The sequence below is a fragment of the Herpetosiphon geysericola genome, from assembly GCF_001306135.1.
GTDB lineage: Bacteria > Chloroflexota > Chloroflexia > Chloroflexales > Herpetosiphonaceae > Herpetosiphon > Herpetosiphon geysericola.
Map to the genome: position 1 here is coordinate 140,845 of NZ_LGKP01000040.1, position 19,809 is coordinate 160,653.

Genomic DNA, 19,809 nt, shown 5'->3' on the forward strand with positions numbered 1-19,809 from the left:
GTCCTAGCGCAACGCAAAGAAGCCAAGCACGATCACCACACCGATCACAAACATCAGTGCATACGAGCGTACATAGCCCGATTGGAACGTTCGCAAGCCGCGACCCGACAAGCCGACAAGCTCTGCCGTGCCATTAACGATGCCATCAATGATTTTGACATCGAAGAACTTACCAAAGAAGCTGGCCAAAGCCTTATATGGCTTGACTAACACCGCGTTATACAAGGCATCAAAGCCCCATTTTTCCTCAAGGATGGCGTAGAAATCGCCGCCCCAGTGGTGCAACAGGTCGCGTTGGTTGGGCTTGATGCGCTTGTGCTTGGCTGCCCAATTATAGAGATAGAAGCCAGCTGCAAAGGCAAGCAAACCTAAGATCGTCACAATTGCGGCGATGTTGAGGTGGAACTTGGCAGCTTCTTCTTCGACGATTGGCTCAAGCCAAGTGGTCAGTGGATGCCAGCCAGGTACGTTGATCAAACCACTGGCAAGCGTCAACAAGGCCAAGGCGATCAACGGGGCAGTCATCCAACGGCTGCTCTCGTGAGCGTGAATGTGTTGATCGCGTTGTTCGCCAAAGAAGACCATTGAGATTTGGCGACCCATGTAGAACGAGGTCAAAACCGCGCCCACAATCAACAATATGCCAACCGTGCGATGATCGTGATCGAAGGCATGGCCAATAATTTCATCTTTCGACCAGAAACCTGAAACCAACGGGAAGCCAATCAAGCCCATCGTCCCGACGATATACGTCCAGAAGGTGGTGGGCATTTTCTTGCGCAACCCACCCATTTTACGCATATCTTGCTCGTTGCCAAAGCCGTGAATCACCGAGCCAGAGCCAAGGAACAAGAGCGCTTTGAAAATCCCGTGGGTCAGCAGGTGGAACATCGCGGCAACGTATGCTCCCATACCCACTGCCGCCACCATAAAGCCCAATTGCGAAACAGTCGAGAAGGCCAACACCTTCTTGATGTCGTATTGACCAAGCGCAATCGAAGCAGCGACCAACGCCGTTGCAACCCCAATAAAGGTTACGGTGCTTTGAACAGATGGCGCTAATTCAAAGATGGGGTGGGTGCGGATCATCAAGTACACGCCAGCAGTAACCATCGTTGCGGCGTGAATCAAGGCAGAAACCGGGGTTGGGCCAGCCATTGCATCGGGCAACCAGACAAACAGCGGAATTTGCGCCGATTTCCCAGTTACGCCAAGCAACAGCATAAAGGCAATCGCCCCAGCTGCCGTGTATTGCGTGCCCAGAAAGAAAGTGCTGTATTGTTGCAGCGAGAAGACCGTGCCTTGATCCAAGACTTCGCGGAAGATCAATGAATGCAAAAACGTGCCATCGGGCTTACGCGCCAAGGCATAAATTGCAAACATTGCCATCAACAAGCCAAAGTCGCCAACCCGGTTGGTAACAAACGCTTTGACCGAAGCCCATGGTGGGTCGCGTTGTTCAAACCAGAAGCCAATCAGCAAGAACGAACACAAGCCCACGCCTTCCCAACCCAAGAACAGCATCACAAAGTTGTTGCCCATCACGAGCATCAACATTGCCACAATAAACAGGTTGAGGTAGACGAAGAAACGGGTCGGGCGTTCGTCGTGGCTCATATAGCCAATCGCATAGAGGTGAATCAACGTCCCTACGCCAGTGACCAAGAGCATCATGGTGACTGAAAGTTGGTCGATCAAAAACCCGAAGGGGATTTTCAAATCGCCAAAAGCCATCCAGTTCCAATAAGTTACGTCAAACCAACGGTTATTTTCGCCCAACGTGGTTGGGGCAGGCATGCCCAGCAACTCAACGAGGGTTACGAGGGTCAGCACAAAGCCCAAACCAACCATCAGGCTCGCGATCAAGCCAGAGCGTTTTGCTCTTGGGTTATCGCTGTGGCCGTGGTGCGCGTCAGCGTGGCCATGCCCGTGATCATGCCCATGGTCGTGGTGAGCGTTGGCACGGCTACGCCGCAAATCGTTCAACCCCAACAGGGTATTGATCACGACACCGAGCAGTGGCAGCAACGGCACAAGCCAAATTAATTCCGCCATAAGTTCTCCAGTAGACACTTCGGCAAGGTGCAAGGCCGTTGCCTAGCCCTTGAGCGTATTCACGTCATCGATATTGGTGGTCTTTTTGGCACGGAAAATCGACACCAACAGCGCCAAACCAACTGCGACTTCTGCCGCAGCGACTGCAATCACGAAAAATGTCATAATTTGGCCATCGCTTTCAGCACGTGCACGGCTAAACGCAATTAACGCCAAATTGGCCGAATTGAGCATCAACTCAACCGACATAAACATGATGATTACATTGCGGCGCACCAAGACCCCAACAACCCCAATCGTAAACAGAATTGCACTCAGCAATACATAGGCATTGGTTGAAATCACGATTGGCGCTCCTCGCGGGCAACCACCCGCCGACGGGTCAGCACAACTGTCCCGACTACTGCAATCAAGAGCAGAATAGAAATGACTTCAAAGGGCAAGAGATAGGTGCTGAAAAGCTTGGCACTGATCGTGGTTGGCGCGCCAATATTGGTCGCATCGGCCACAGGGGCGTCGATCAACTTGGTGCCGCGATAGGCCACATAGCCAATCTCAGCCAACAATGCGACCCCAAGGATCAGGCCAGCTGGTTTTTGCCAACCAATCTTCTCCTCGCCGAGCTCAGCATTTTCAGCGCCCAAAAGCATGATCACGAACAGGAAGAGCACCATAATCGCGCCAGCATAAACCGTCACTTGAACTGCACCGAGAAACGGCGCGCGCAGCAAAAAATATAAAATGGCGACCGAGCAGAAATTCAAAATCAAAAACAGCGCACTATGCACTGCATTGCTGCTCAGCACCATTGCCAAGGCTGCCCCCACCGCCACAATGGCCGTGGTGATAAACAAAAATGTTTCCATGGACACTCCCAGATAAAGGATGAAGGATGAGGGATGAAATTCAAACCCCGTTGGCACGCCCTTCACACTTTGAACCGTTGGCTACCCTAAGCTATAAAGTAGAAGCTTGGGCCCAGAGGAAGCAAATTCAGCCTCAATTAGCCCATCCTTCATACTTCGTCCTTCATACTTCATACCTTTTATAGGTCTATTTGGGCCGGTGGGTTAAGTTGTTTGCCAGTTTGTTGCAAGACTGGTGGCACTTCGCCGTGGCCTTTATCGACCGGCACCAACAACATATCTTGGGTATAGATCGAGGCGCGGCGATCGTAGAAGGCTAATTCATATTGGTGCTCAAGCACAATTGCGTTGGTCGGGCATGCATCTTCGCAGTAGCCACAAAAAATACAGCGCAACATATTAATTTCATACACCGCCGCATGACGCTCGCCTGCTGAGCGTGGATTCGCCGGATCGTTCTGGCCAGGCACCACATAAATTGCATCTGCCGGACAAGCAGCAGCACACAGCGAACACCCAATACACCGCTCTAAACCATTAGCAAAACGCTTCAGTTCATGCCGCCCTCGGAAGCGCTCGCGGACAGGCCGTTTGACCTCAGGATATTCAACGGTCACAGGCTTTTTGAAGAGATATTTCGCCGTGGTTTTGAGACCCTTAAAATAGGCCATCGTTCCTTTCAGCATTGGCGATTCCTTTCTCGGTGCGTGACTCCCATGGCGTTCACGCCAAAACCGCCACTGTGCGTCAAGCGGCGGTGCAATGTTTTTCGAATCGGTGCCGTCGCGGGCGTGTTTATTTTATCACAATCTCTTGATAAGCCAAACAGGATGAGAAAAGGATGAAAGATGAAGTATGAGGGAGGAAAAGAAGAACAAAGAGCATAGGAAAGGATGAGGGATGAAGGATGAAGAATGAAATACCAAATCAAAGGTCAAAGGTCAAAACTCAAAAGCGAGATCAAAAGGCTACTGGCTATCGGAACGTTTTCTCGTATGACACTCATTCGCGATAGCCAAAAGCCTGTAGCCTGTAGCCTTTCGTCACAGCTTCGTGGCCCTTCGTGTCCTTCGTGGATCAAAACCTAGCCAACAACTTCTTGCTCATTCCAGCCTGCAAACGGATCATCGATGTGCCAACATTCAGCTGGTTGCTGCCACTCTTGATCTGTCAGTAAACAAGCATCTAATTGCTGTTGCAACCAAGCCTGATCAAAAGCTTGGCCAATAAAGACTAATTCTTGGCGCCGATCGCCAACCTGTTCATTCCACAAGGCCTCGATTTCAGCCCGTTCCTCGGCGGTTTCCGGCCACTCGCTTTGATCGCTATCAGCCCACCATTCGCCAGCAGGCTCGACCCGACAATTTTGTCCCGCCTGCGAAAGCAAACCAGCAGTTGTTGGCTGCGAAATCACCCAAAAGAAACCTTTGGCCCGAATCACGCCATGCCAATCGCTATTCACAAATTCCCAAAAGCGTTGGGCAGAAAATGGTCGGCGTGCCCGATAAACCCAGCTACGAATGCCATATTCCTCAGTTTCGGGCGTGTGCTCGCCGCGTAATTCGGCCAGCCAGCCAGGCGCAGCACTCGCTTGATCAAAATCAAACAAGCCAGTATGCAGAATTTCGCTGAGCGGCACTTGACCATGTTGAGCATGAATAATCTTGGCCTGCGGGTTGAGTTTATTCAGCAATTCGTGTAAATGGGTTAATTGTTCGGCACTAACCAAATCAGTTTTATTAATGATCAACACATTGCAAAACTCAATCTGATCGATCAATAAATCGACCAGTGTCCGCTCATCGGCTTCGTCAATCGCCAAATCACGGTCGCGCAAATCGTGAGCAGCATTGAAATCGTGCAAAAAATTAAGTGCATCAACCACCGTCACTAGCGTATCGAGCTTGGCAATTTCAGCCAAACTAACGCCAGATTCATCCTCGAAGGTAAAGGTTTCAGCCACAGGCAAGGGTTCGGAGATGCCTGTTGATTCGATCAGCAGATAATCGAACCGCCCAGCGCGGGCCAATTTACCAACTTCAAGTAGCAAATCTTCGCGCAATGTACAGCAAATACAGCCATTGCTGAGTTCGATCAATTGTTCTTCAACCCGATTGAGCGCCAGATCGCCGTGGCCCACCAAGCGCGCATCGATATTTACTTCGCTCATATCATTAACGATCACTGCGACCCGCAGCCCATCGCGATTGGCCAAAATATGATTGAGTAAGGTGGTTTTTCCAGCCCCGAGAAAGCCCGAAAGTACAGTAACCGGAAGCGGCAACTTCGCCATTGAGTATAATCCTTGCTTATTTATTGATACCATGTATCATTATAATCGATTTTCAAATTCGTCAAGCAGCATTTGACAAAAGCGCCAAATTAGGCTATACTTCAGCACTGTTGAACGGCAAAATTGCCGAAAGCAGACAAACAAATAATCCCTGATAGCTCAGTTGGTAGAGCAATTGACTGTTAATCAATGGGTCCTAGGTTCGAGTCCTAGTCAGGGAGCCACTTTCTTTTACAAATTGATAATCCCTGATAGCTCAGTTGGTAGAGCGGTTGACTGTTAATCAGCATGTCCTAGGTTCGAGTCCTAGTCAGGGAGCCACAATCGACAAGCGTCCATCTGAGCAATCATTTGGGCGTTTGTCAATTAAGCACAAAAAATAAAGCACTGCGTGAAACACAGTCGCTTGGTATCAATAAATAATCAGGGATAACCACCTTATTCCTGATTGGTGCAACTGGCAGCGGTAGCATGAATAGCTACCATTCATAAAACTGTCTCAGTTTGCCAAGAATCTTGTCCCCTTTATCTATTCAATTGGTAAGGTGCGTTGCTCTTATAGGGGTAACTAGCTTATCGTGGTAAGACTGGTGAGCGTCGGCAAAACAACTTCAGTTTTTACCACAAATAGAACTAGCTCATCTTGCAGGTTTTTAGGCTGCTGTAAGATGAGCTAGTTCTATTTTAGATTCTGGATTTTCCTCAATTTCAACCAAGTCACCAAAATCGGCCAGCGAGATCCCTAAAGCCTCACAAAAACGAGCAATCGTATCGCTTGTTAGATTGATATAGGGATTGTTTTTGATAGCCGATATTCGAGATTGAGAGATATTTGTAAGCTTGGACAAATCGGTGACTTGAATTTTTCTCCGCCACATAATTTCATCCAAGTTGTTGCGAAATATCCGTTTGCTCATGGCTACCCCCTAATGGAATAGCTGAGATGATAGACTATAGTTGAGATATTGTCAATATAATGGATGAATAGTTACTATGAAAGGCCGTCAATAACTTCTACAAGTTCATCAGGTTTCACACCTAAAACTCTACCAATAGCAAGCAAGGTTGAGTAATTTGCATCATGGCGATCATTGTTCCAGAGAGAGTACGCAGTTGCTTGGCCAATCTTTGCCTCGCGAGCCAGCTCGGCAGCCGTTTTGATACCTTGTTGCTGGGCTAATTCATGAATTTTAAATCGTAATAGCATTAGCATTCTTCTCGTATAAATAATGATGTAAACAATTTCTTATTCATAGATGATTAAATCATCAATCTTAACACCTAATACATCAGCTATTGCTATTAAGGTATCGATATTTGGTTGATATGTTGATCCGTCCCATAACTTATACGCAGTTGTTTGACCTATTTTAGCCTCACGGGCTAATTCTGCGGCAGTTGTTATGCCATGTTGCTGTGCAAGCTCTTTGATTCTCAACTTTGCCATAGTTTGATACCCTGCATGTATGTCATCATCGGCTATCTGAGTTAATAGATCTCCTGGAGAAACCCCGAGGATTGTGCAAACCTTATCCAAAATAGGAAGATCTATGCGTGTTGTATAGCCACGATAGAGACCTTTGGCAGTGTTATAGGAAATCTCAGCTTTATCCGCGAGATCTTGGATTGATAATCCCTTAGATTTAGCCAATATTCCTATATTCAATATAATCATTCAATCCTCCGCTACTCTACAGGCTCCTTCGTTCTTGGCTCGCGTACAAAAACTTCACCAGGCTCTATACCCAACGCTTCGCAAATACTATCAAGGGTTTTTAAGTCTATTCTGTTTATTCTACCTTTATATAAGCCATATGCTGTCGGATAAGATAGATGAGTTTCATCAGCAAATCGTTGTATATTCCATCCTCGTTCATCAACAATCTCTCCAATACGCAAATAAATCATTGCTACTCCTGAATGTGTAAATCGTTATCTTGACTGTATAAAATATACCATATACTACGCAATCAATAAAAATAGTAATCTATTATATTGACATTCTATAAAGCTAGATTTATAATATTATATAAATCATCAAGGAGGTTAAATCAATGGCACACACAAAATCGGTCACCTACAACTTCAAGAATCGGGATTTCGATGCTTATGTGAACGGCGAATATGTTGGCTCATTCCCCACCGATCTGGATGCACGTATGGTCTGCAATCGCTTGGTATTGGAATTGATTGAACTGGATAATCGGGCCGTTGAGGAAGCTGAAGCAGTAATGGCCGTTACTGCTGTTCAATCAGCCACCGAAGCCAATGCTGATGCTGGTGAGGAATCGACTACCTTTTTAATGGATGAAGAAGCGCGCGCTGGAGTTGCTTCTTTCGAAGTCGTCGATTTGATTCCCATGCCTGTGGTCACGGCTACCACCTATGTGAATACGCCAATTGATGCACTTGCTCGCACCATGGTGATTTTGAGCCGCAACTGGCAACGCGCTATTCGCGCAGGCCGCTATGCTGATGCCGAACGTATCGAGGCCCATGAACAGGCCGTCCGCAGCCAATTCCGTTCCCTCTCCTGTCCCTCGCTCCCAATAACACTTGCTGCTCAGCAGCGGACAACGACCAGCCGCCGGATTAACTATTAAACCCTTTACTGCTCGTCAAAGCAGCAAAGGGCCACATATGACCGAGGTACAGATTCGACCCCTATGCCTCGGTCACGAAAAGGATGATAGCTGATGGCACAGAACTATGTCAATTCCGATCGCTGCCAACGCTTGGCTCGCGCCAGCGCTATTGTGCAGCTCGCGACCATTATTCAGGAAGAAGAAGGCATCGACGATAACACAGCCTACACCTTGGCCGAGCAAGAGCTGGATGCAATCGTTGCCACCGAAGCAGCATGGCGTGAACCGCAAGCTGTCGCAACGCTCCGCATGCTACCAACGACCTGGGGTGTCGTGCTCGTGCGCAACTGCTCGCGCTTGGTTGTCCATCGTGCTGATGTTCCGGCTATTCTGGAAACCTTGACCCGTTGGGTTGCATCCTAATTAATAGAGAGGATTATCGTTATGGCTGATACCGCTCCAACCCAGGCAACCATTAAAGTTGAGCACCAGATTCACTTCACGCTTGATGGCTTTCCCTGCACAACCTCGGTCGCCGGTGCAACTGCCGATCAACTAAAGGTGGTTATTGATCGGTTAAAAGCGATCGGTGCGCAACCACCAACTGCGCATACGCTTCAACCAGCCACAGCCGCTGCGCAACCCAGTGCTCCTGCACAACGAACATGCCCAACGCATGGGACAGCTTTGCAGCTGCGCCAAGGAACGCGGCGTGGCGGCAAGCCCTACAAATTTTGGAGCTGCAACCATACCGATGCTGATGGCAACTGGTGCGATCATACTGAGAAGCCCTAGCGGAGGATCTATGGAATTAACCGCTGCGGCGATTCGTCGCTATGTGGCCACCCGCTTGGCCGCGCACATTGCTGACATACACGCGTTCCCTGGTCCACATCCTGAATGGGATGCTGGCTATCTTGATGGCTATGGGACGGCCTTGACCGATCTGACAGAATGGATACGAGAAACTCTTGGTGAAGTTCTCCCGCCACTCGTTGATCGCGAAGCCGATGGACTCGATATCGCGATTGACTGACCGATGATGGATGACCCGCCAGCAGTTCAAATCAGGCTGTTGGCGGATGTTTTTTTAGCGCGAAACGGTTATGATAATGCACATTATACAAACCGCTGGAGAGTCGAGCATGAACGATGATTTTTCACTCGCCTTAACCACCCTTGCCACAACTACACCAACGGCAATCCAATCAACAACGAATCCTTTCATTGCCTATATTGCCAGTCTGCAAAGTGCCAATAGTCAACGCACCATGGAGAAGCAGCTGCATAGTTTGGCAACAATGATGGGCTTTACCGATGCGCATGTGGTTCCATGGGCGCAGCTGCGGGTTGAACATACCCAAGCCTTGTGGGCCAAGCTCGCCAGTAGCAAATCAGCAGCAACCGCCAACCTCATGCTCTCGGCATTACGCGGGGTGCTGAAAATGGCGTGGCGCATGGGTTTAATAAGTGGCGAGGACTACACCCGAGCGGTCGATCTTAAAACGGTTAAAGGCAATACCCCTGATGCCGCAGCGGGCCGATCGCTGACCGCTGCCGAACTCCGTGCCTTGTTCGCAGCGTGTGCTGCTGATTCATCACCGGTTGGGCGGCGTGACGCAGCGATTCTAGCATTGGCCTATGCAGCTGGAGGTTTGCGGCGCGCCGAGATCGTCAATCTCGATCTGGCAGACTTCAATCCTGAAACGGCGATGCTGACTATTCGTGGCAAGGGGAACAAGGTTCGAACAGCATATGTACGCGGTGGTGCGCGTGATGCCCTCGACGAGTGGCTGGCAGTACGCGGCGATGAATCAGGGCCACTGTTTTGGCGCTTACAAGCTGGTGGTGTGGCAGGCCAGATGTATGAGCGCCTTAGTGATCAGGCGATTTATATCTTGTGCCAGCGGCGGGGCAAGGAAGCGAATATCCGGCATTTCAGCCCACACGATATTCGGCGAACCTTTATTAGCGATCAACTCGATGCCGGAACCGATGTCTTGACCGTGGCTCGGCTCGCTGGCCATAGCAATGCCAACACCACCAGTCGCTATGATCGGCGGGGTGAGCGCGCAAAGCAAGCGGCGGCTGATGCATTGCATGTACCGTTTGTTTCCCTTATTGGTGATAATATATAACTGATTAAAGTATGTCTATCTATTGAGAGTCACTGGATCTCGAGAAATTTGTATTTATTAGGAGATAACAATATGTCGGTATATATTACTCAAATCGAAGCATATAATATTCATGATAGATTTACAATTAAACAGTCTTTTCAATCAGGGCTTAATATCATTTATGGAAATAATGGATCAGGAAAGACCACTTTATTGCATATAATAGCAAATATTCTTACAGGAGATCTTAGAAGATTGAAATATATTCAATTTTCTAGAATATTAATTGAATTCAGTAATTATAATCATATTATGATTTTGAATAATGAAAATTCTATTGATGTTTATATTAATAGCGATGATTTTATTAAGTTATCAAAAAGAGGAAGCAATATTAATTCAGAATTAATAAATAAATTATTATTCAACAATCTATTATTTGATGTAGGGTATTTTCCTGCATTTCGTACAATGATAGATGCATGGTTTTTTATGAATTTATCAGGAAATAATGAAAATAATAATAGTTCAAATTCAATAACAAAATTAGCAAGAGAAACTTTTAGCAATTTTATTCCCAATATAGATTATGTTTCTCCTATTGAAATCCAAGAAAAAATAAATGATGAAATAAAATCAGCAAGATTATCAATTTCTGATATAGAAAATGAATTATTAGTAAATGCATTTTATAAAATGATTGATTTAGTGGCTAATAAAGATATAAAATCCTTGGAAGGTAAAAATAAAATAATTATGGATATACTTAGAATTATTAATCATGATAATAAATCCGTACTTAGAAGTTCTTTTTATCCAGAAAAAATCACTAATAAACTTCGTAATATATCAGATATAATTAATTCAGAATATGATGAAAAAACGGATACAATAAATACAATTATACTTAGTATTTTCAGAGATATACTTAAGGATAGATCTAAGAAACAAACATTATTTTTACGACACATAGAAAATTATTTAAGTTCTGTCAATGAATTCTTTGAAGATAAAAAGTTAGAATTTATCATATCAAGCAATAAAGATGGTCATGATGAGTATAAGATATCTGTTACATCTAATAATAAAGTATATAATAATTTCCAATCTTTATCTTCAGGGGAGCGTCAAATTATTACTCTTCTATATACTGCAACATATATGAGTTCTAAAGAAATAATACTAATAGATGAACCTGAGATATCCTTACATGTTGACTGGCAAAGACTTTTGCTAAAGAAATTAATGAGTCAAATAAAGGATAAACGGCCAAAAAATAAACAGTTAATAGTATGTACACATTCTCCGTTTATATCTGCCGATCATATGGATCATATGAAAAAACTTGAAGTTGAAGGTTAATTATATGCAAAGAGATATAAGAATGGATATGGATGTATATTTAACGTATATTACAATGAGTAACAAGAAACATATCTTAGTTGAAGGAAATAGTGATCAAGAGATGATCTCTAAGTTTACCGAACGATTAGTTGAAAAATATAGTAATTTTTTAGGTAATATAGATATTGATATTGTTGGAGAACTTCTAAGGTCTTGTATAGAAAATGTTAGAGAAAGAGTGTTATTTATAAGTGATTTTGTTAATTATAAAATAAAACCAAAAAATTTTTTAAGTTTTATTGATCGTGAATTTTGGGGGTTTATTATTGAACCAAATATAGTTGATATTATCTCAAATCATAATGTTGATGGATTAACGATTTGTTCTAGAGGACATTCCATAGAAAATTATTTATTCAATTCTACTATATTAGGAGAAGTATTTTACAATCTCTCAAGTCTTAATAATAATCAAAAAAACATGGCGATTATATTATTCAAGAAAATATTTATTGATTCATTAAAAACAGCTTGCGCTATAAGTATAACAGCATTTCTTTTTAATAAAATCAATAAAATTAACAAAGACCCATTTCATAAATATATAGAAATAAATGATGATTTTTCATTCAATCTAGATAATTGGATTTTCTTTATTAAAAATAAATTCCAATTAGAAGATAAAGTTATTAATGAAATGAGTGAAAAATTTTTATATATTTATAGAAAGGTTTCAATTTTAGACGTTGATAAAATTCAATGGATTTGTCATGGTCATATAGGTTTACAATTCTTATGGGATACATTTAGTAAATGTGTTTATAGTATTACAAATGGATTATCTGAAGATAAAAGGCAGAAAGCATTTCAGAATTCACGCAAATTTGATACTAATACTATATTTAGTATTGGTACAATTATCTGGTCTTATCGGTATCTTAATAATCAAGAAGTATTCTGTGACGATGTTGTCAATTTCTGCTTACAATAACTATCTAAACTAATATATACTTATCAATAGAGCTACTTGACAATCGCTCATGACTACTGGTATAGTATTCGTACCGTAAGGACGGATGACCGCCTACGATGTGTGCAACACATCGGGGCGTTTTTTATTTCCCCACTGAGGAGGGGATATGCTTCCAGAGACGCTACGCACCATCTATGGCGATCCGGATGCGGATGCAACGGAATTTGGCACCAAGTACTTTGTCTGGGGAACACCGCTCGACACCAATCCAGCAACACCCAGCACACCCACGCAGCGGCGGCTCTGCGGCGCACGCTTCACCTATCGGATTCGCCCAGGCGAAAGCAATCATGAATTTGAAGCCCGAATCGATGCCGTAGCGTTGAAATTCCTGAGCGGCAGCGGGACGCTGTACATCGAAGGCGAGATGACCTTTAGTCGCCATCGCTATACCGAAGCAGCCCTGATGCTCTATCATCCGCCCATTGTTGCGCCGATCGAGGTGCCAAAAATGCTCCGTCGTCCATCCGCTGCGGCCTGAAGCGCCTCAGTCGGAACAATAGAATCATATGGATAGTCAGTAGTTACGAGACGCGGCTATCAACCCTCACCTGAGGGTTGGTGGCCGCTTTTTTTATGCCCGTTGGAGGAATCACCCATGACCGAAGGAGACTTGCTCAAACTCTATGGCCCCAGCCTCTTTTTGGTGGGGTGGTTCCTCTACCGCGAAGTCTGGCCATTACTCAAAGAACGGCTGCGCCCCGACCTCGTGGCCCAACGCCGCAAGGCCGAAGCCCAAGCCGAAGCCAAGGTCTTGACCGCCTTTATCGACAACACCGTCGCCATGACCGGGCTGAAGCACACCTTGGAAGTCGTGTCGGATGAAATGAGTCGCCTGCGCGCAGGCCAAGAAGTCCATACCCAGTTGTTAGCCGAGCTGTTTGGCTTTTTACGTCATCCACGCCCAAGTCCGAAACCCAGTACCCAACGCCAACCTAGCAAAAAAGGAGAGACCGTATGACCACCGCTGTTTCACCATCCCTCGTGACCACTCTCGTGCAGCTGCTCCTCGCCGTGCTCGTCCCGCTGGCGCTCGCCGTCGCCGCGCGGATCGGTCGCCGCATTGCCCGCGCGCTCGAAGATAAAGCCACGGCCCTGCTCAGTCACGAAGAGCGTGACACGCTCTATGGGGCAATTAAGGTTGGCTTGCGGGTAGCCCAAAGCTATGGCATTACGCCCGAGGGCGTGCGCCACCAGATCGAAGAAAAGGGTGTGGATGCGGCACGCCGCTACTTAGGCGAGCTGGGCCTGCGCTTTGATCCAAAGTTTCTCGTTGACTTGTTGCATGCCGAATATCAGAAGCAATTTGGAGCACCCACCTCATGACCTTCGTGATCGATTTGCGCTGGCGGAAGCATTATCGCCCAATTGGAACGGGCTGGGACTATCGTCCGAAAGGCATCAAGCCCAGTTCCGTCGTGATTCACACGACCAATGGCAATCGCGGCAGCAGCTTTGACGGCGAAGCCGACTACTTGGAAACCAGTAGCGGCGTGGGTGCGCACTATCTGGTTGGCCAACGCGGCCAGATTGCTGAGATTCTGCCGCCGATCTATCGGGCCTGGCATGCGGGAGCGGCGAAGGATGACTGGATCAACAGTCGCTCGATTGGAATCGAATGCCATCATGCGGTCGGCGAAGCATGGACACCGGAACAACGCGCCGCGCTCGCGTGGCTTTGCCAACGCCTGATGGCTGACTGGTCGATCGTGCTTGGCGCGATTGAAACCCATCGCTTTGTCGCCCTCCCTGCCGGACGCAAGCCCGATCCGTCCGACTGGACTGATCGCAGCTTCTATGCCTGGCGTGATAGCCTCATCGATCCGGTGCAACCAGCCGGAACCTATCCGGTGGCCCTAGAACTCAAGGTGGCATGGCAAACCAGTGGTGGGCTGTGGCATCCCTCGCAGTTCGCACCCGGCTATGCGTTGACTCCCTTCTTTCGCCATCCCGATGGCCAGCAGTATCAACTCTTCGAGCGCAGCGGCGCACGCTTTACGGCGCAGGGCACGATCGAATGGTTGTTTACCGAGGAAGTGGAACGCTTTAAACAGTGGTGGCGAACCCACCCATAATGTCGCTTTGGCGACGATCAGCGGCGGTGCGGCTGCGCCGTGGGCGGGGCTAGAGCAGCAACTTGGCTGTGTTCCCCCGCCCCACCGCATCATTTTTCAAGGAGTGTTCATGCCACGTCGCCTTCCAGCTGACCAACTCACGCTGTTTTGGCAGGCCTACGATGCCAGTGGCAATGCAAGTGCAGCGGGGCGCATTGCGGGCCTGAGCAAAGATCAAGCCCATCGCCTGCTCAAAAAACGGGGTGAGCGCCCCATGGCCACGGTCACGCGCGCGCAGCTCGAAGCGGTGCTTCAACAGGTCGACACACTCGCGACCGATGTGCAGACCGTCCGCCAACGGCTGCTGCGGTTGGTGGCCCTCGTGCCCGCAGCACCACTATCAGGTCACACATCCAATACATCGAATCACTAACGCATCATTTCGAATCAATTTCGGATCACCCTGAGGCTGCCATGGGACGCAAAAGCACGATTACCGATGACCTTGCCAACCAGCTGCTCGCCGCTGCCAAAGCGGGATCAAGCCAACGCCAAATCGCGCGGGACTTCGGCTTATCGGTCAGTACCGTGCAGCGTTTTTTCGAATCACTGCCGACGGCAACCGCGCCGACGCTCGTGCAGCATGCGGCGGTCGTCGAGCGGGCTGGCTCATCGCTCTGGGATAGTCGCTCAGCATTAAGTGAGAACTACCAACGGGTGCTCGATCTGGTGAGCAAGCTTGACGCGGGGATTGTCGAAGTCGATGGCGAGTACACCAGTCGCACGCCCATTGCCGTGCATGTCGCGGCGCTGCGGGAAGTGCGCGAGCACATCAAAACCAGCCTGGCCATTCTCAAGTTATTGATCGATGTCGACGAAGTACGGCGGTTTCAGCAAGCAGTGATCGATGCCATTGGAGAGGCGGATGAATCGACCAAACAACGCATCCTTGCCATCCTCCAGGCGCGACACGCTCTGGAATTCACTCTTTTCCGATCTTAGTCTGGCCTTTGGCGGCAAACGCACCGTCTTGCCCTATGCCCATGATCCCGTGGCCTATGCCCGCGAGGTGTTAGGGGAAGTCTGGTGGACAAAGCAGGAACTGATCGCGCGGTCGTTGCTCACGCCGCCGTATCGCACGTTGGTCAAAGCCTGCCATAAGGTTGGCAAAACCCACCTCGGTGGTGGCTTAGTCAACTGGTGGTACGACAGTTTTGATCCCGGGCTGGTGCTCACCACCGCGCCCACCGATCGCCAAGTGCGTGACCTGCTCTGGAAAGAAGTGCGGATGCAGCGGCGCGGACGATCGGGCTTTACCGGACCCAAGTCGCCGCGTTTGGAAAGTAGCCCTGATCACTTTGCCTATGGCTTCACGGCCAAAGATGGCGATTCGTTTCAAGGCCATCACTCGCCGCATACGCTGTTCATCTTTGACGAAGCCGTTGGCGTGGCCAGTGTATTTTGGGAAACCGCCGAATCGATGTTCAACGAAGGCGGCGCATGGCTGGCGATTTTCAATCCGACCGACACCAGCTCGCAAGCCTATGCTGAGGAATTGAGTGGCGGCTGGCATGTCATTTCGATGAGCGTGCTGGAACATCCCAACATTCTGGCCGAATTGCAGGGCTTCCCGCCGCCGTTTCCCTCGGCGATTCGCCTGAGCCGCGTCGATACCTTGCTCAAGAAGTGGTGTCGGGCACTCAGTCCCGAAGAGCCAAAACGGGCCACGGATATTTTATGGCGCGATGCCTGGTATCGCCCTGGACCGATCGCCGAAGCGCGGCTCTTGGGGCGCTGGCCATCGCAGGCCACAAACAATGTCTGGAGTGATGGCGCGTTTCAGGTAGCGGAAAGCCTGATCTTGCCCACCAATGACGAGCCATGCGAACTGGGCTGTGATGTGGCCCGCTATGGCGATGACTATACCGAGATTCATGTGCGCCGTGGTGGCCACAGTCTCTATCACGAAGCAGCCAATGGCTGGAGTACGGTCGAAACCGCTGGCCGCTTGAAACAGTTGGCCAACGAATATGGACGGCTATGTGGGGTCGATGGACGCGCCATCGCGGTCAAAATCGACGATGACGGCATCGGCGGCGGCGTGGTCGATCTCGCCGACGGCTACACCTTCCTTGGGGTAAGTGGGGCACGCACGGCCTACGATCCCGAGAAGTATCCGAATCGCCGGAGCGAGTTGTGGTTCAGCGTGGCCGATCGGGCCATGGAGCAGCGCCTCAGTTTCGTCGCACTTGATGCGGAGACGCGCCGCGAGTTACGGCGCCAAGCGATGGCTCCCACGTGGAAGCAGGATAGTCAGGGACGGCGGGTCGTCGAGCCAAAAGCCGATACAAAGAAACGGATTAAGCGCAGTCCCGATGGCATGGATGCCGTCAATCTGGCCTATGCACCAGCACCGATTGTCAGTTTTGGCCCAACGTTATGGTAAGAAAGCAGCAGGAACGGGTATGTTTCCACCAACCGCCACCAGTAGCATCATTAGCCAGCATCTGCATGGGCAGCGTTTGGCGGATGATTTTCAGCGCCTCCAGCAGTTTCGCGCGGCGTGGGAAGCCTATCGCAAACAGGATACCCCACCGCTGCCGATTGAAGCGGGGCGGCCCAACGACAACGTGCGGGTCAACCTGATTAAGCTGATTGTCCAAACCTCGGTCTCGTTCTTGTTTGGCGATCAGGTTGCCTTTACCGTGCCGGATGCCCAGCCGGATGATGCCCGTATCCAGTATCTTGAGCGTGTTTGGACTGCCGCGAAAAAGATGACCTGGCTCTATAAGCAAGGCATCAATGGCTGCTTATGCGGCCACATCTTTGCCCGCATCTACCCCGATCAGCCCACTCCACGCATTGTGATTCTCGATCCGGCGACCGTGACCGTGCGCTGGGCGGCGGACGATCTGGATCGGGTGGAATGCTACCTGATTGACTACACCGCCTACGAATGGCAGGGCAACCGCGAAGTGCTGGTCAGCATTCGCCAACGCATCGAGCGCACCGACACCGACTGGCGCATTCTTGACCAACGGAGTCAGCCGGATAAGCAGGCCTTTGATACCCTGCATGAAGCGCCATGGCCCTATCCCTTCCCGCCGATCGTCGATAGCCAGAACCTCGCCGCCCCGAATGAATACTGGGGTGAGGCGGATATCACGCCTGACCTGATTGCCCTGGTCAATGCCGGTGATTTCACCTTATCCAACCAACAACGGATTGTGCGCTTCTATGCCCAGCCGCTCACCGTGGCCAAGGGCATGGACCCCGCCCAACTCAAGCATGGGCGTGACCGCACGGTCTTCATTCCAGCGAATGCCGATTTAGGCATTGTCGAGATGCAAAGCGAGTTAGCGGGCAGCCTTGAGCATCATAGCCGAATCAAAAGCAGTATTCACGAGGTGGCCCAAACGCCCGAGATTGCCACCGGCAAGGTCGATGATTTGGGCAATCTGAGTGGCTTAGCCTTGAACATCCTCTATGGCCCCTTGCTGCAAAAGACCGTGCAAAAGCGCATGCTCTATGGCGATTTCCTGAGCGAACTCAATCGTCGCCTACTGATCATTGGTGGGTTTGCTGAGACCACCACCACCGTGGTATGGGATTCCATGCTGCCAACCGACCCACAGGCCGAACGCGCCGTTGCGCAGGCCGATCGTGCGCTCGGCGTGAGTGAGGCCACAATCTTGACCCAGCTCGGCTATGACCCCGCCCATGAACGTGAACAACGCCAGGCCGAAACGCCAGCGGACAACGACCCAATAACAAACCAAGGAGATGATGATGCGACGAATCCTGATTCCGAATCGCCTGCTGAACGCGGATGATGGCGGCGGCGATGGTGGTGATCCCACACCACCCGCTGCACCGCCAAGTCCCGCGCCAGCACCAGCACCGGTGCCTGCTCCAGCGCCCCAACCTGCCGCTGCACCCGCGCCGGTTGCACCGCCGGCTGCGGATACCGGGGTCGCAACCCTGCAAGCGCGCTTGGCCACGTTGGAAACACAACTCGAAGCCGACCGCGCGGCGTTGCGCACCGAGCGCGGCGCACGCCTGATTGAGCAAACCGCTGCGGCCCATGGGCTGGATTCTGAGTTATTAGCTCGCCTCGTTAAGGTGGAATTTGATGAGCATGGCCAACCGAAACCGCTTGATACGGCGATCGCCAGATTGCTCACAACCTATCCCTACTTGGCCAAGCAATCAGGCCCGGGTGGCGCGGCGGCACCAGCATCGATAGGAACCAGTCCCGCCAATCCGGCGCGGCCACCGGCGTTGACCAAGGCCGCGATTGAACGCATGACTCCTGAACAAATCAATACCAACTGGGAGGCGATTCAAGCCTTCTTAGCCCGCCAAAGCTAGGCACGAACTGCACGCACTGCGTGCCAGAAAGGAATCAGTATGGCCCTGAGTAATTTCATTCCTGTCGTCTGGAGTGCGCGGATTCTCTCAAATCTGCATCGCGCCCATGTGTATGGGCAAGCAGGCGTGGTCAATCGCGATTATGAAGGCGAGATTCGCGATGTCGGTGATACCGTCAAGATCAATAGCATTGGCCCGGTCACGATCGGGAATTACACCAAGAATACCAATATTGGTGATCCCGAAACCTTGACCGATGCCCAAATGACTTTGCTGATCAACCAAGCCAAATACTTCAACTTCCAAGTCGACGATATCGATCGTGCGCAACAAAAGCCCAGTGTGATGGATGAAGCCATGAAGGAAGCCAGCTATGGCTTGCGCGATGTCAGCGATACCTTCATCGCCTCGCTGTATACCGGCGTGGCCGCTGGCAATGTGATTGGCAATGACACCACCCCGGTCACACCCACCAGTGCTAATGCCTATGATTATCTGGTCGATTTGGGCACGCTGCTCGATGAAGCCAATGTCCCAACCGAAGGCCGCTGGTCGATTGTCCCGCCATGGTTTCACGGCTTATTGCTTAAAGATGATCGCTTCGTCGGTGTTGGCTCGGCGAGCAGCGATCAGGTGTTGCGCAATGGCGAAATTGGCACCGCAGCGGGCTTTCGCGTGTTGAAGTCGAATAGTGTGCCCAACGTGGCCGGAGCCAAATACAAGATTATGGCCGGTCACCCGATGGCCATCTCGTTTGCCGAACAAATCGTCAAGGTCGAAGGCTATCGCCCAGAAAAGCGGTTTGCCGATGCCGTGAAGGGTTTGCATGTCTATGGGGCCAAGGTCGTGCGGCCCACTGCCTTCGCCGTCATGACCGCAAATCGCAGCTAGCTACGCGCACGTGCGCAGCCCAAGGGGGTTTGAATGTGGGTCTTAAATACCGAAACTGGTGTGACTTGGGAAGTCGAAGGTGAACTGGCCGAGCGGCTCGCCGCCGATCCGGTCTATCGCGTCGTCGATGCGCCGATCGATCAGGCCGCTGCGGACGATGGGAAGCAGACCAAGAAAGCTTCCACCAAATAAGGATA

General features: G+C 49.7%; 27 protein-coding genes and 2 tRNA genes. 20 read left to right on the forward strand and 9 right to left on the reverse strand.

Translation table 11 applies throughout. The features are described 5' to 3' along the window. Nucleotides 1-3: 3 nt before the first annotated feature. From nuoL to zigA, 5 genes are all read right to left on the reverse strand, one after another. Nucleotides 4-2,055, reverse strand: coding sequence for an NADH-quinone oxidoreductase subunit L (nuoL, locus tag SE18_RS24600; RefSeq protein ID WP_054537137.1), 2,052 nt, complete (start codon nucleotides 2,053-2,055; stop codon nucleotides 4-6). Between the two features lie 42 nt (nucleotides 2,056-2,097). Continuing rightward, a complete protein-coding gene (gene nuoK, locus SE18_RS24605) occupies nucleotides 2,098-2,400 on the reverse strand; it encodes an NADH-quinone oxidoreductase subunit NuoK (RefSeq protein WP_054537138.1) in 303 nt (100 codons plus the stop codon). Beyond that, the gene (locus tag SE18_RS24610; protein ID WP_054537139.1) at nucleotides 2,397-2,921 is read right to left on the reverse strand and encodes an NADH-quinone oxidoreductase subunit J family protein; all 525 of its coding nucleotides are present in this window, start codon (nucleotides 2,919-2,921) and stop codon (nucleotides 2,397-2,399) included. The genes nuoK and SE18_RS24610 overlap by 4 nt, the downstream gene beginning before the upstream one ends. A gap of 179 nt (nucleotides 2,922-3,100) precedes the next feature. Continuing rightward, nucleotides 3,101-3,607, reverse strand: coding sequence for an NADH-quinone oxidoreductase subunit NuoI (nuoI, locus tag SE18_RS24615; protein WP_054537140.1), 507 nt, complete (start codon nucleotides 3,605-3,607; stop codon nucleotides 3,101-3,103). A gap of 398 nt (nucleotides 3,608-4,005) precedes the next feature. Continuing rightward, nucleotides 4,006-5,214, reverse strand: coding sequence for a zinc metallochaperone GTPase ZigA (gene zigA / locus SE18_RS24620; RefSeq protein WP_054537141.1), 1,209 nt, complete (start codon nucleotides 5,212-5,214; stop codon nucleotides 4,006-4,008). A 148-nt stretch (nucleotides 5,215-5,362) separates the two neighbouring features. Between zigA and SE18_RS24625 the strand changes: the two genes are divergently transcribed. Both SE18_RS24625 and SE18_RS24630 read left to right on the forward strand, forming a co-directional pair. Continuing rightward, nucleotides 5,363-5,438 (forward strand) — tRNA-Asn (locus SE18_RS24625). Nucleotides 5,439-5,459: 21 nt separating this feature from the next. Continuing rightward, nucleotides 5,460-5,535 (forward strand) — tRNA-Asn (locus SE18_RS24630). Between the two features lie 332 nt (nucleotides 5,536-5,867). Here SE18_RS24630 and SE18_RS24635 read toward each other — a convergent pair. The 4 genes from SE18_RS24635 to SE18_RS24650 form a co-directional block, all read right to left on the reverse strand. Beyond that, nucleotides 5,868-6,131 (reverse strand): helix-turn-helix domain-containing protein, encoded by a 264-nt coding sequence (locus tag SE18_RS24635; RefSeq protein ID WP_054537142.1) that lies wholly within the window; start codon nucleotides 6,129-6,131, stop codon nucleotides 5,868-5,870. Between the two features lie 74 nt (nucleotides 6,132-6,205). Continuing rightward, nucleotides 6,206-6,421 carry a helix-turn-helix domain-containing protein gene (locus SE18_RS24640; RefSeq protein WP_160319550.1) on the reverse strand — a complete coding sequence of 72 codons (216 nt, stop codon included), beginning with the start codon at nucleotides 6,419-6,421 and terminating at the stop codon, nucleotides 6,206-6,208. A gap of 39 nt (nucleotides 6,422-6,460) precedes the next feature. Beyond that, nucleotides 6,461-6,889 carry a helix-turn-helix domain-containing protein gene (locus SE18_RS24645; RefSeq protein WP_054537144.1) on the reverse strand — a complete coding sequence of 143 codons (429 nt, stop codon included), beginning with the start codon at nucleotides 6,887-6,889 and terminating at the stop codon, nucleotides 6,461-6,463. A gap of 11 nt (nucleotides 6,890-6,900) precedes the next feature. Further along, nucleotides 6,901-7,122: a helix-turn-helix domain-containing protein gene (locus SE18_RS24650; protein ID WP_054537145.1), complete on the reverse strand. Its 222-nt coding sequence runs from the start codon at nucleotides 7,120-7,122 to the stop codon at nucleotides 6,901-6,903. A gap of 146 nt (nucleotides 7,123-7,268) precedes the next feature. Here SE18_RS24650 and SE18_RS24655 point away from each other — a divergent pair, with 146 nt between their 5' ends. The 18 genes from SE18_RS24655 to SE18_RS27750 all read left to right on the forward strand — a co-directional run bounded on the left by SE18_RS24655 (nucleotide 7,269) and on the right by SE18_RS27750 (nucleotide 19,804). Then, complete coding sequence (locus tag SE18_RS24655) at nucleotides 7,269-7,817, forward strand: hypothetical protein (protein ID WP_054537146.1); 549 nt, start codon at nucleotides 7,269-7,271, stop codon at nucleotides 7,815-7,817. Nucleotides 7,818-7,910: 93 nt separating this feature from the next. Then, the gene (locus SE18_RS24660; RefSeq protein ID WP_054537147.1) at nucleotides 7,911-8,222 is read left to right on the forward strand and encodes a hypothetical protein; all 312 of its coding nucleotides are present in this window, start codon (nucleotides 7,911-7,913) and stop codon (nucleotides 8,220-8,222) included. 21 nt (nucleotides 8,223-8,243) lie between these two features. Next, on the forward strand, nucleotides 8,244-8,594 hold the full coding sequence (locus SE18_RS24665) for a hypothetical protein (RefSeq protein WP_054537148.1): 351 nt from the start codon (nucleotides 8,244-8,246) through the stop codon (nucleotides 8,592-8,594). Nucleotides 8,595-8,604: 10 nt separating this feature from the next. Beyond that, nucleotides 8,605-8,835 (forward strand): hypothetical protein, encoded by a 231-nt coding sequence (locus SE18_RS24670; RefSeq protein WP_054537149.1) that lies wholly within the window; start codon nucleotides 8,605-8,607, stop codon nucleotides 8,833-8,835. Nucleotides 8,836-8,944: 109 nt separating this feature from the next. Beyond that, the gene (locus tag SE18_RS24675; RefSeq protein ID WP_054537150.1) at nucleotides 8,945-9,937 is read left to right on the forward strand and encodes a tyrosine-type recombinase/integrase; all 993 of its coding nucleotides are present in this window, start codon (nucleotides 8,945-8,947) and stop codon (nucleotides 9,935-9,937) included. 72 nt (nucleotides 9,938-10,009) lie between these two features. Then, entirely contained in the window at nucleotides 10,010-11,281 is a 1,272-nt protein-coding gene (locus SE18_RS24680; protein WP_054537151.1) for an AAA family ATPase, read from the forward strand. Nucleotides 11,282-11,303: 22 nt separating this feature from the next. Next, nucleotides 11,304-12,254: a DUF4435 domain-containing protein gene (locus SE18_RS24685; RefSeq protein ID WP_160319551.1), complete on the forward strand. Its 951-nt coding sequence runs from the start codon at nucleotides 11,304-11,306 to the stop codon at nucleotides 12,252-12,254. Nucleotides 12,255-12,402: 148 nt separating this feature from the next. Continuing rightward, nucleotides 12,403-12,777 (forward strand): hypothetical protein, encoded by a 375-nt coding sequence (locus SE18_RS24690; RefSeq protein ID WP_054537153.1) that lies wholly within the window; start codon nucleotides 12,403-12,405, stop codon nucleotides 12,775-12,777. Between the two features lie 117 nt (nucleotides 12,778-12,894). Further along, nucleotides 12,895-13,257, forward strand: a complete 363-nt coding sequence (locus tag SE18_RS24695) for a hypothetical protein (RefSeq protein ID WP_054537154.1) — start codon at nucleotides 12,895-12,897, stop codon at nucleotides 13,255-13,257. Further along, nucleotides 13,254-13,622, forward strand: coding sequence for a hypothetical protein (locus tag SE18_RS24700; protein ID WP_054537155.1), 369 nt, complete (start codon nucleotides 13,254-13,256; stop codon nucleotides 13,620-13,622). The genes SE18_RS24695 and SE18_RS24700 overlap by 4 nt, the downstream gene beginning before the upstream one ends. Beyond that, nucleotides 13,619-14,371 (forward strand): peptidoglycan recognition protein family protein, encoded by a 753-nt coding sequence (locus SE18_RS24705; protein ID WP_054537156.1) that lies wholly within the window; start codon nucleotides 13,619-13,621, stop codon nucleotides 14,369-14,371. The genes SE18_RS24700 and SE18_RS24705 overlap by 4 nt, the downstream gene beginning before the upstream one ends. A 109-nt stretch (nucleotides 14,372-14,480) precedes the next feature. Continuing rightward, a complete protein-coding gene (locus SE18_RS24710) occupies nucleotides 14,481-14,783 on the forward strand; it encodes a hypothetical protein (RefSeq protein WP_054537157.1) in 303 nt (100 codons plus the stop codon). A gap of 41 nt (nucleotides 14,784-14,824) precedes the next feature. Beyond that, entirely contained in the window at nucleotides 14,825-15,352 is a 528-nt protein-coding gene (locus tag SE18_RS24715) for a helix-turn-helix domain-containing protein (RefSeq protein ID WP_054537158.1), read from the forward strand. Then, a complete protein-coding gene (locus tag SE18_RS24720) occupies nucleotides 15,276-16,796 on the forward strand; it encodes a hypothetical protein (RefSeq protein ID WP_236706988.1) in 1,521 nt (506 codons plus the stop codon). The genes SE18_RS24715 and SE18_RS24720 overlap by 77 nt, the downstream gene beginning before the upstream one ends. Before the next feature lie 19 nt (nucleotides 16,797-16,815). Then, the gene (locus tag SE18_RS24725; RefSeq protein ID WP_054537159.1) at nucleotides 16,816-18,183 is read left to right on the forward strand and encodes a phage portal protein; all 1,368 of its coding nucleotides are present in this window, start codon (nucleotides 16,816-16,818) and stop codon (nucleotides 18,181-18,183) included. Then, a complete protein-coding gene (locus SE18_RS24730) occupies nucleotides 18,140-18,721 on the forward strand; it encodes a hypothetical protein (protein ID WP_054537160.1) in 582 nt (193 codons plus the stop codon). Before SE18_RS24725 ends, SE18_RS24730 begins: the two co-directional genes overlap by 44 nt. Before the next feature lie 39 nt (nucleotides 18,722-18,760). Then, nucleotides 18,761-19,612, forward strand: a complete 852-nt coding sequence (locus SE18_RS24735; protein WP_054537161.1) for a P22 phage major capsid protein family protein — start codon at nucleotides 18,761-18,763, stop codon at nucleotides 19,610-19,612. A gap of 33 nt (nucleotides 19,613-19,645) precedes the next feature. Next, nucleotides 19,646-19,804: a hypothetical protein gene (locus SE18_RS27750; RefSeq protein WP_170206290.1), complete on the forward strand. Its 159-nt coding sequence runs from the start codon at nucleotides 19,646-19,648 to the stop codon at nucleotides 19,802-19,804. Nucleotides 19,805-19,809: the final 5 nt, after the last annotated feature.

Bases quoted from the DNA above. Each gene is read 5' to 3' on its own strand.
- nuoL (WP_054537137.1), bottom strand. From the start codon at position 2,055: ATGGCGGAATTAATTTGGCTTGTGCCGTTGCTGCCACTGCTCGGTGTC.
- SE18_RS24610 (WP_054537139.1), bottom strand. From the start codon at position 2,921: ATGGAAACATTTTTGTTTATCACCACGGCCATTGTGGCGGTGGGGGCA.
- nuoI (WP_054537140.1), bottom strand. From the start codon at position 3,607: ATGCTGAAAGGAACGATGGCCTATTTTAAGGGTCTCAAAACCACGGCG.
- zigA (WP_054537141.1), bottom strand. From the start codon at position 5,214: ATGGCGAAGTTGCCGCTTCCGGTTACTGTACTTTCGGGCTTTCTCGGG.
- SE18_RS24635 (WP_054537142.1), bottom strand. From the start codon at position 6,131: ATGAGCAAACGGATATTTCGCAACAACTTGGATGAAATTATGTGGCGG.
- SE18_RS24640 (WP_160319550.1), bottom strand. From the start codon at position 6,421: ATGCTATTACGATTTAAAATTCATGAATTAGCCCAGCAACAAGGTATC.
- SE18_RS24645 (WP_054537144.1), bottom strand. From the start codon at position 6,889: ATGATTATATTGAATATAGGAATATTGGCTAAATCTAAGGGATTATCA.
- SE18_RS24650 (WP_054537145.1), bottom strand. From the start codon at position 7,122: ATGATTTATTTGCGTATTGGAGAGATTGTTGATGAACGAGGATGGAAT.
- SE18_RS24655 (WP_054537146.1), top strand. From the start codon at position 7,269: ATGGCACACACAAAATCGGTCACCTACAACTTCAAGAATCGGGATTTC.
- SE18_RS24660 (WP_054537147.1), top strand. From the start codon at position 7,911: ATGGCACAGAACTATGTCAATTCCGATCGCTGCCAACGCTTGGCTCGC.
- SE18_RS24665 (WP_054537148.1), top strand. From the start codon at position 8,244: ATGGCTGATACCGCTCCAACCCAGGCAACCATTAAAGTTGAGCACCAG.
- SE18_RS24670 (WP_054537149.1), top strand. From the start codon at position 8,605: ATGGAATTAACCGCTGCGGCGATTCGTCGCTATGTGGCCACCCGCTTG.
- SE18_RS24675 (WP_054537150.1), top strand. From the start codon at position 8,945: ATGAACGATGATTTTTCACTCGCCTTAACCACCCTTGCCACAACTACA.
- SE18_RS24680 (WP_054537151.1), top strand. From the start codon at position 10,010: ATGTCGGTATATATTACTCAAATCGAAGCATATAATATTCATGATAGA.
- SE18_RS24685 (WP_160319551.1), top strand. From the start codon at position 11,304: ATGGATATGGATGTATATTTAACGTATATTACAATGAGTAACAAGAAA.
- SE18_RS24690 (WP_054537153.1), top strand. From the start codon at position 12,403: ATGCTTCCAGAGACGCTACGCACCATCTATGGCGATCCGGATGCGGAT.
- SE18_RS24695 (WP_054537154.1), top strand. From the start codon at position 12,895: ATGACCGAAGGAGACTTGCTCAAACTCTATGGCCCCAGCCTCTTTTTG.
- SE18_RS24700 (WP_054537155.1), top strand. From the start codon at position 13,254: ATGACCACCGCTGTTTCACCATCCCTCGTGACCACTCTCGTGCAGCTG.
- SE18_RS24705 (WP_054537156.1), top strand. From the start codon at position 13,619: ATGACCTTCGTGATCGATTTGCGCTGGCGGAAGCATTATCGCCCAATT.
- SE18_RS24710 (WP_054537157.1), top strand. From the start codon at position 14,481: ATGCCACGTCGCCTTCCAGCTGACCAACTCACGCTGTTTTGGCAGGCC.
- SE18_RS24715 (WP_054537158.1), top strand. From the start codon at position 14,825: ATGGGACGCAAAAGCACGATTACCGATGACCTTGCCAACCAGCTGCTC.
- SE18_RS24720 (WP_236706988.1), top strand. From the start codon at position 15,276: ATGAATCGACCAAACAACGCATCCTTGCCATCCTCCAGGCGCGACACG.
- SE18_RS24725 (WP_054537159.1), top strand. From the start codon at position 16,816: ATGTTTCCACCAACCGCCACCAGTAGCATCATTAGCCAGCATCTGCAT.
- SE18_RS24730 (WP_054537160.1), top strand. From the start codon at position 18,140: ATGCGACGAATCCTGATTCCGAATCGCCTGCTGAACGCGGATGATGGC.
- SE18_RS24735 (WP_054537161.1), top strand. From the start codon at position 18,761: ATGGCCCTGAGTAATTTCATTCCTGTCGTCTGGAGTGCGCGGATTCTC.
- SE18_RS27750 (WP_170206290.1), top strand. From the start codon at position 19,646: ATGTGGGTCTTAAATACCGAAACTGGTGTGACTTGGGAAGTCGAAGGT.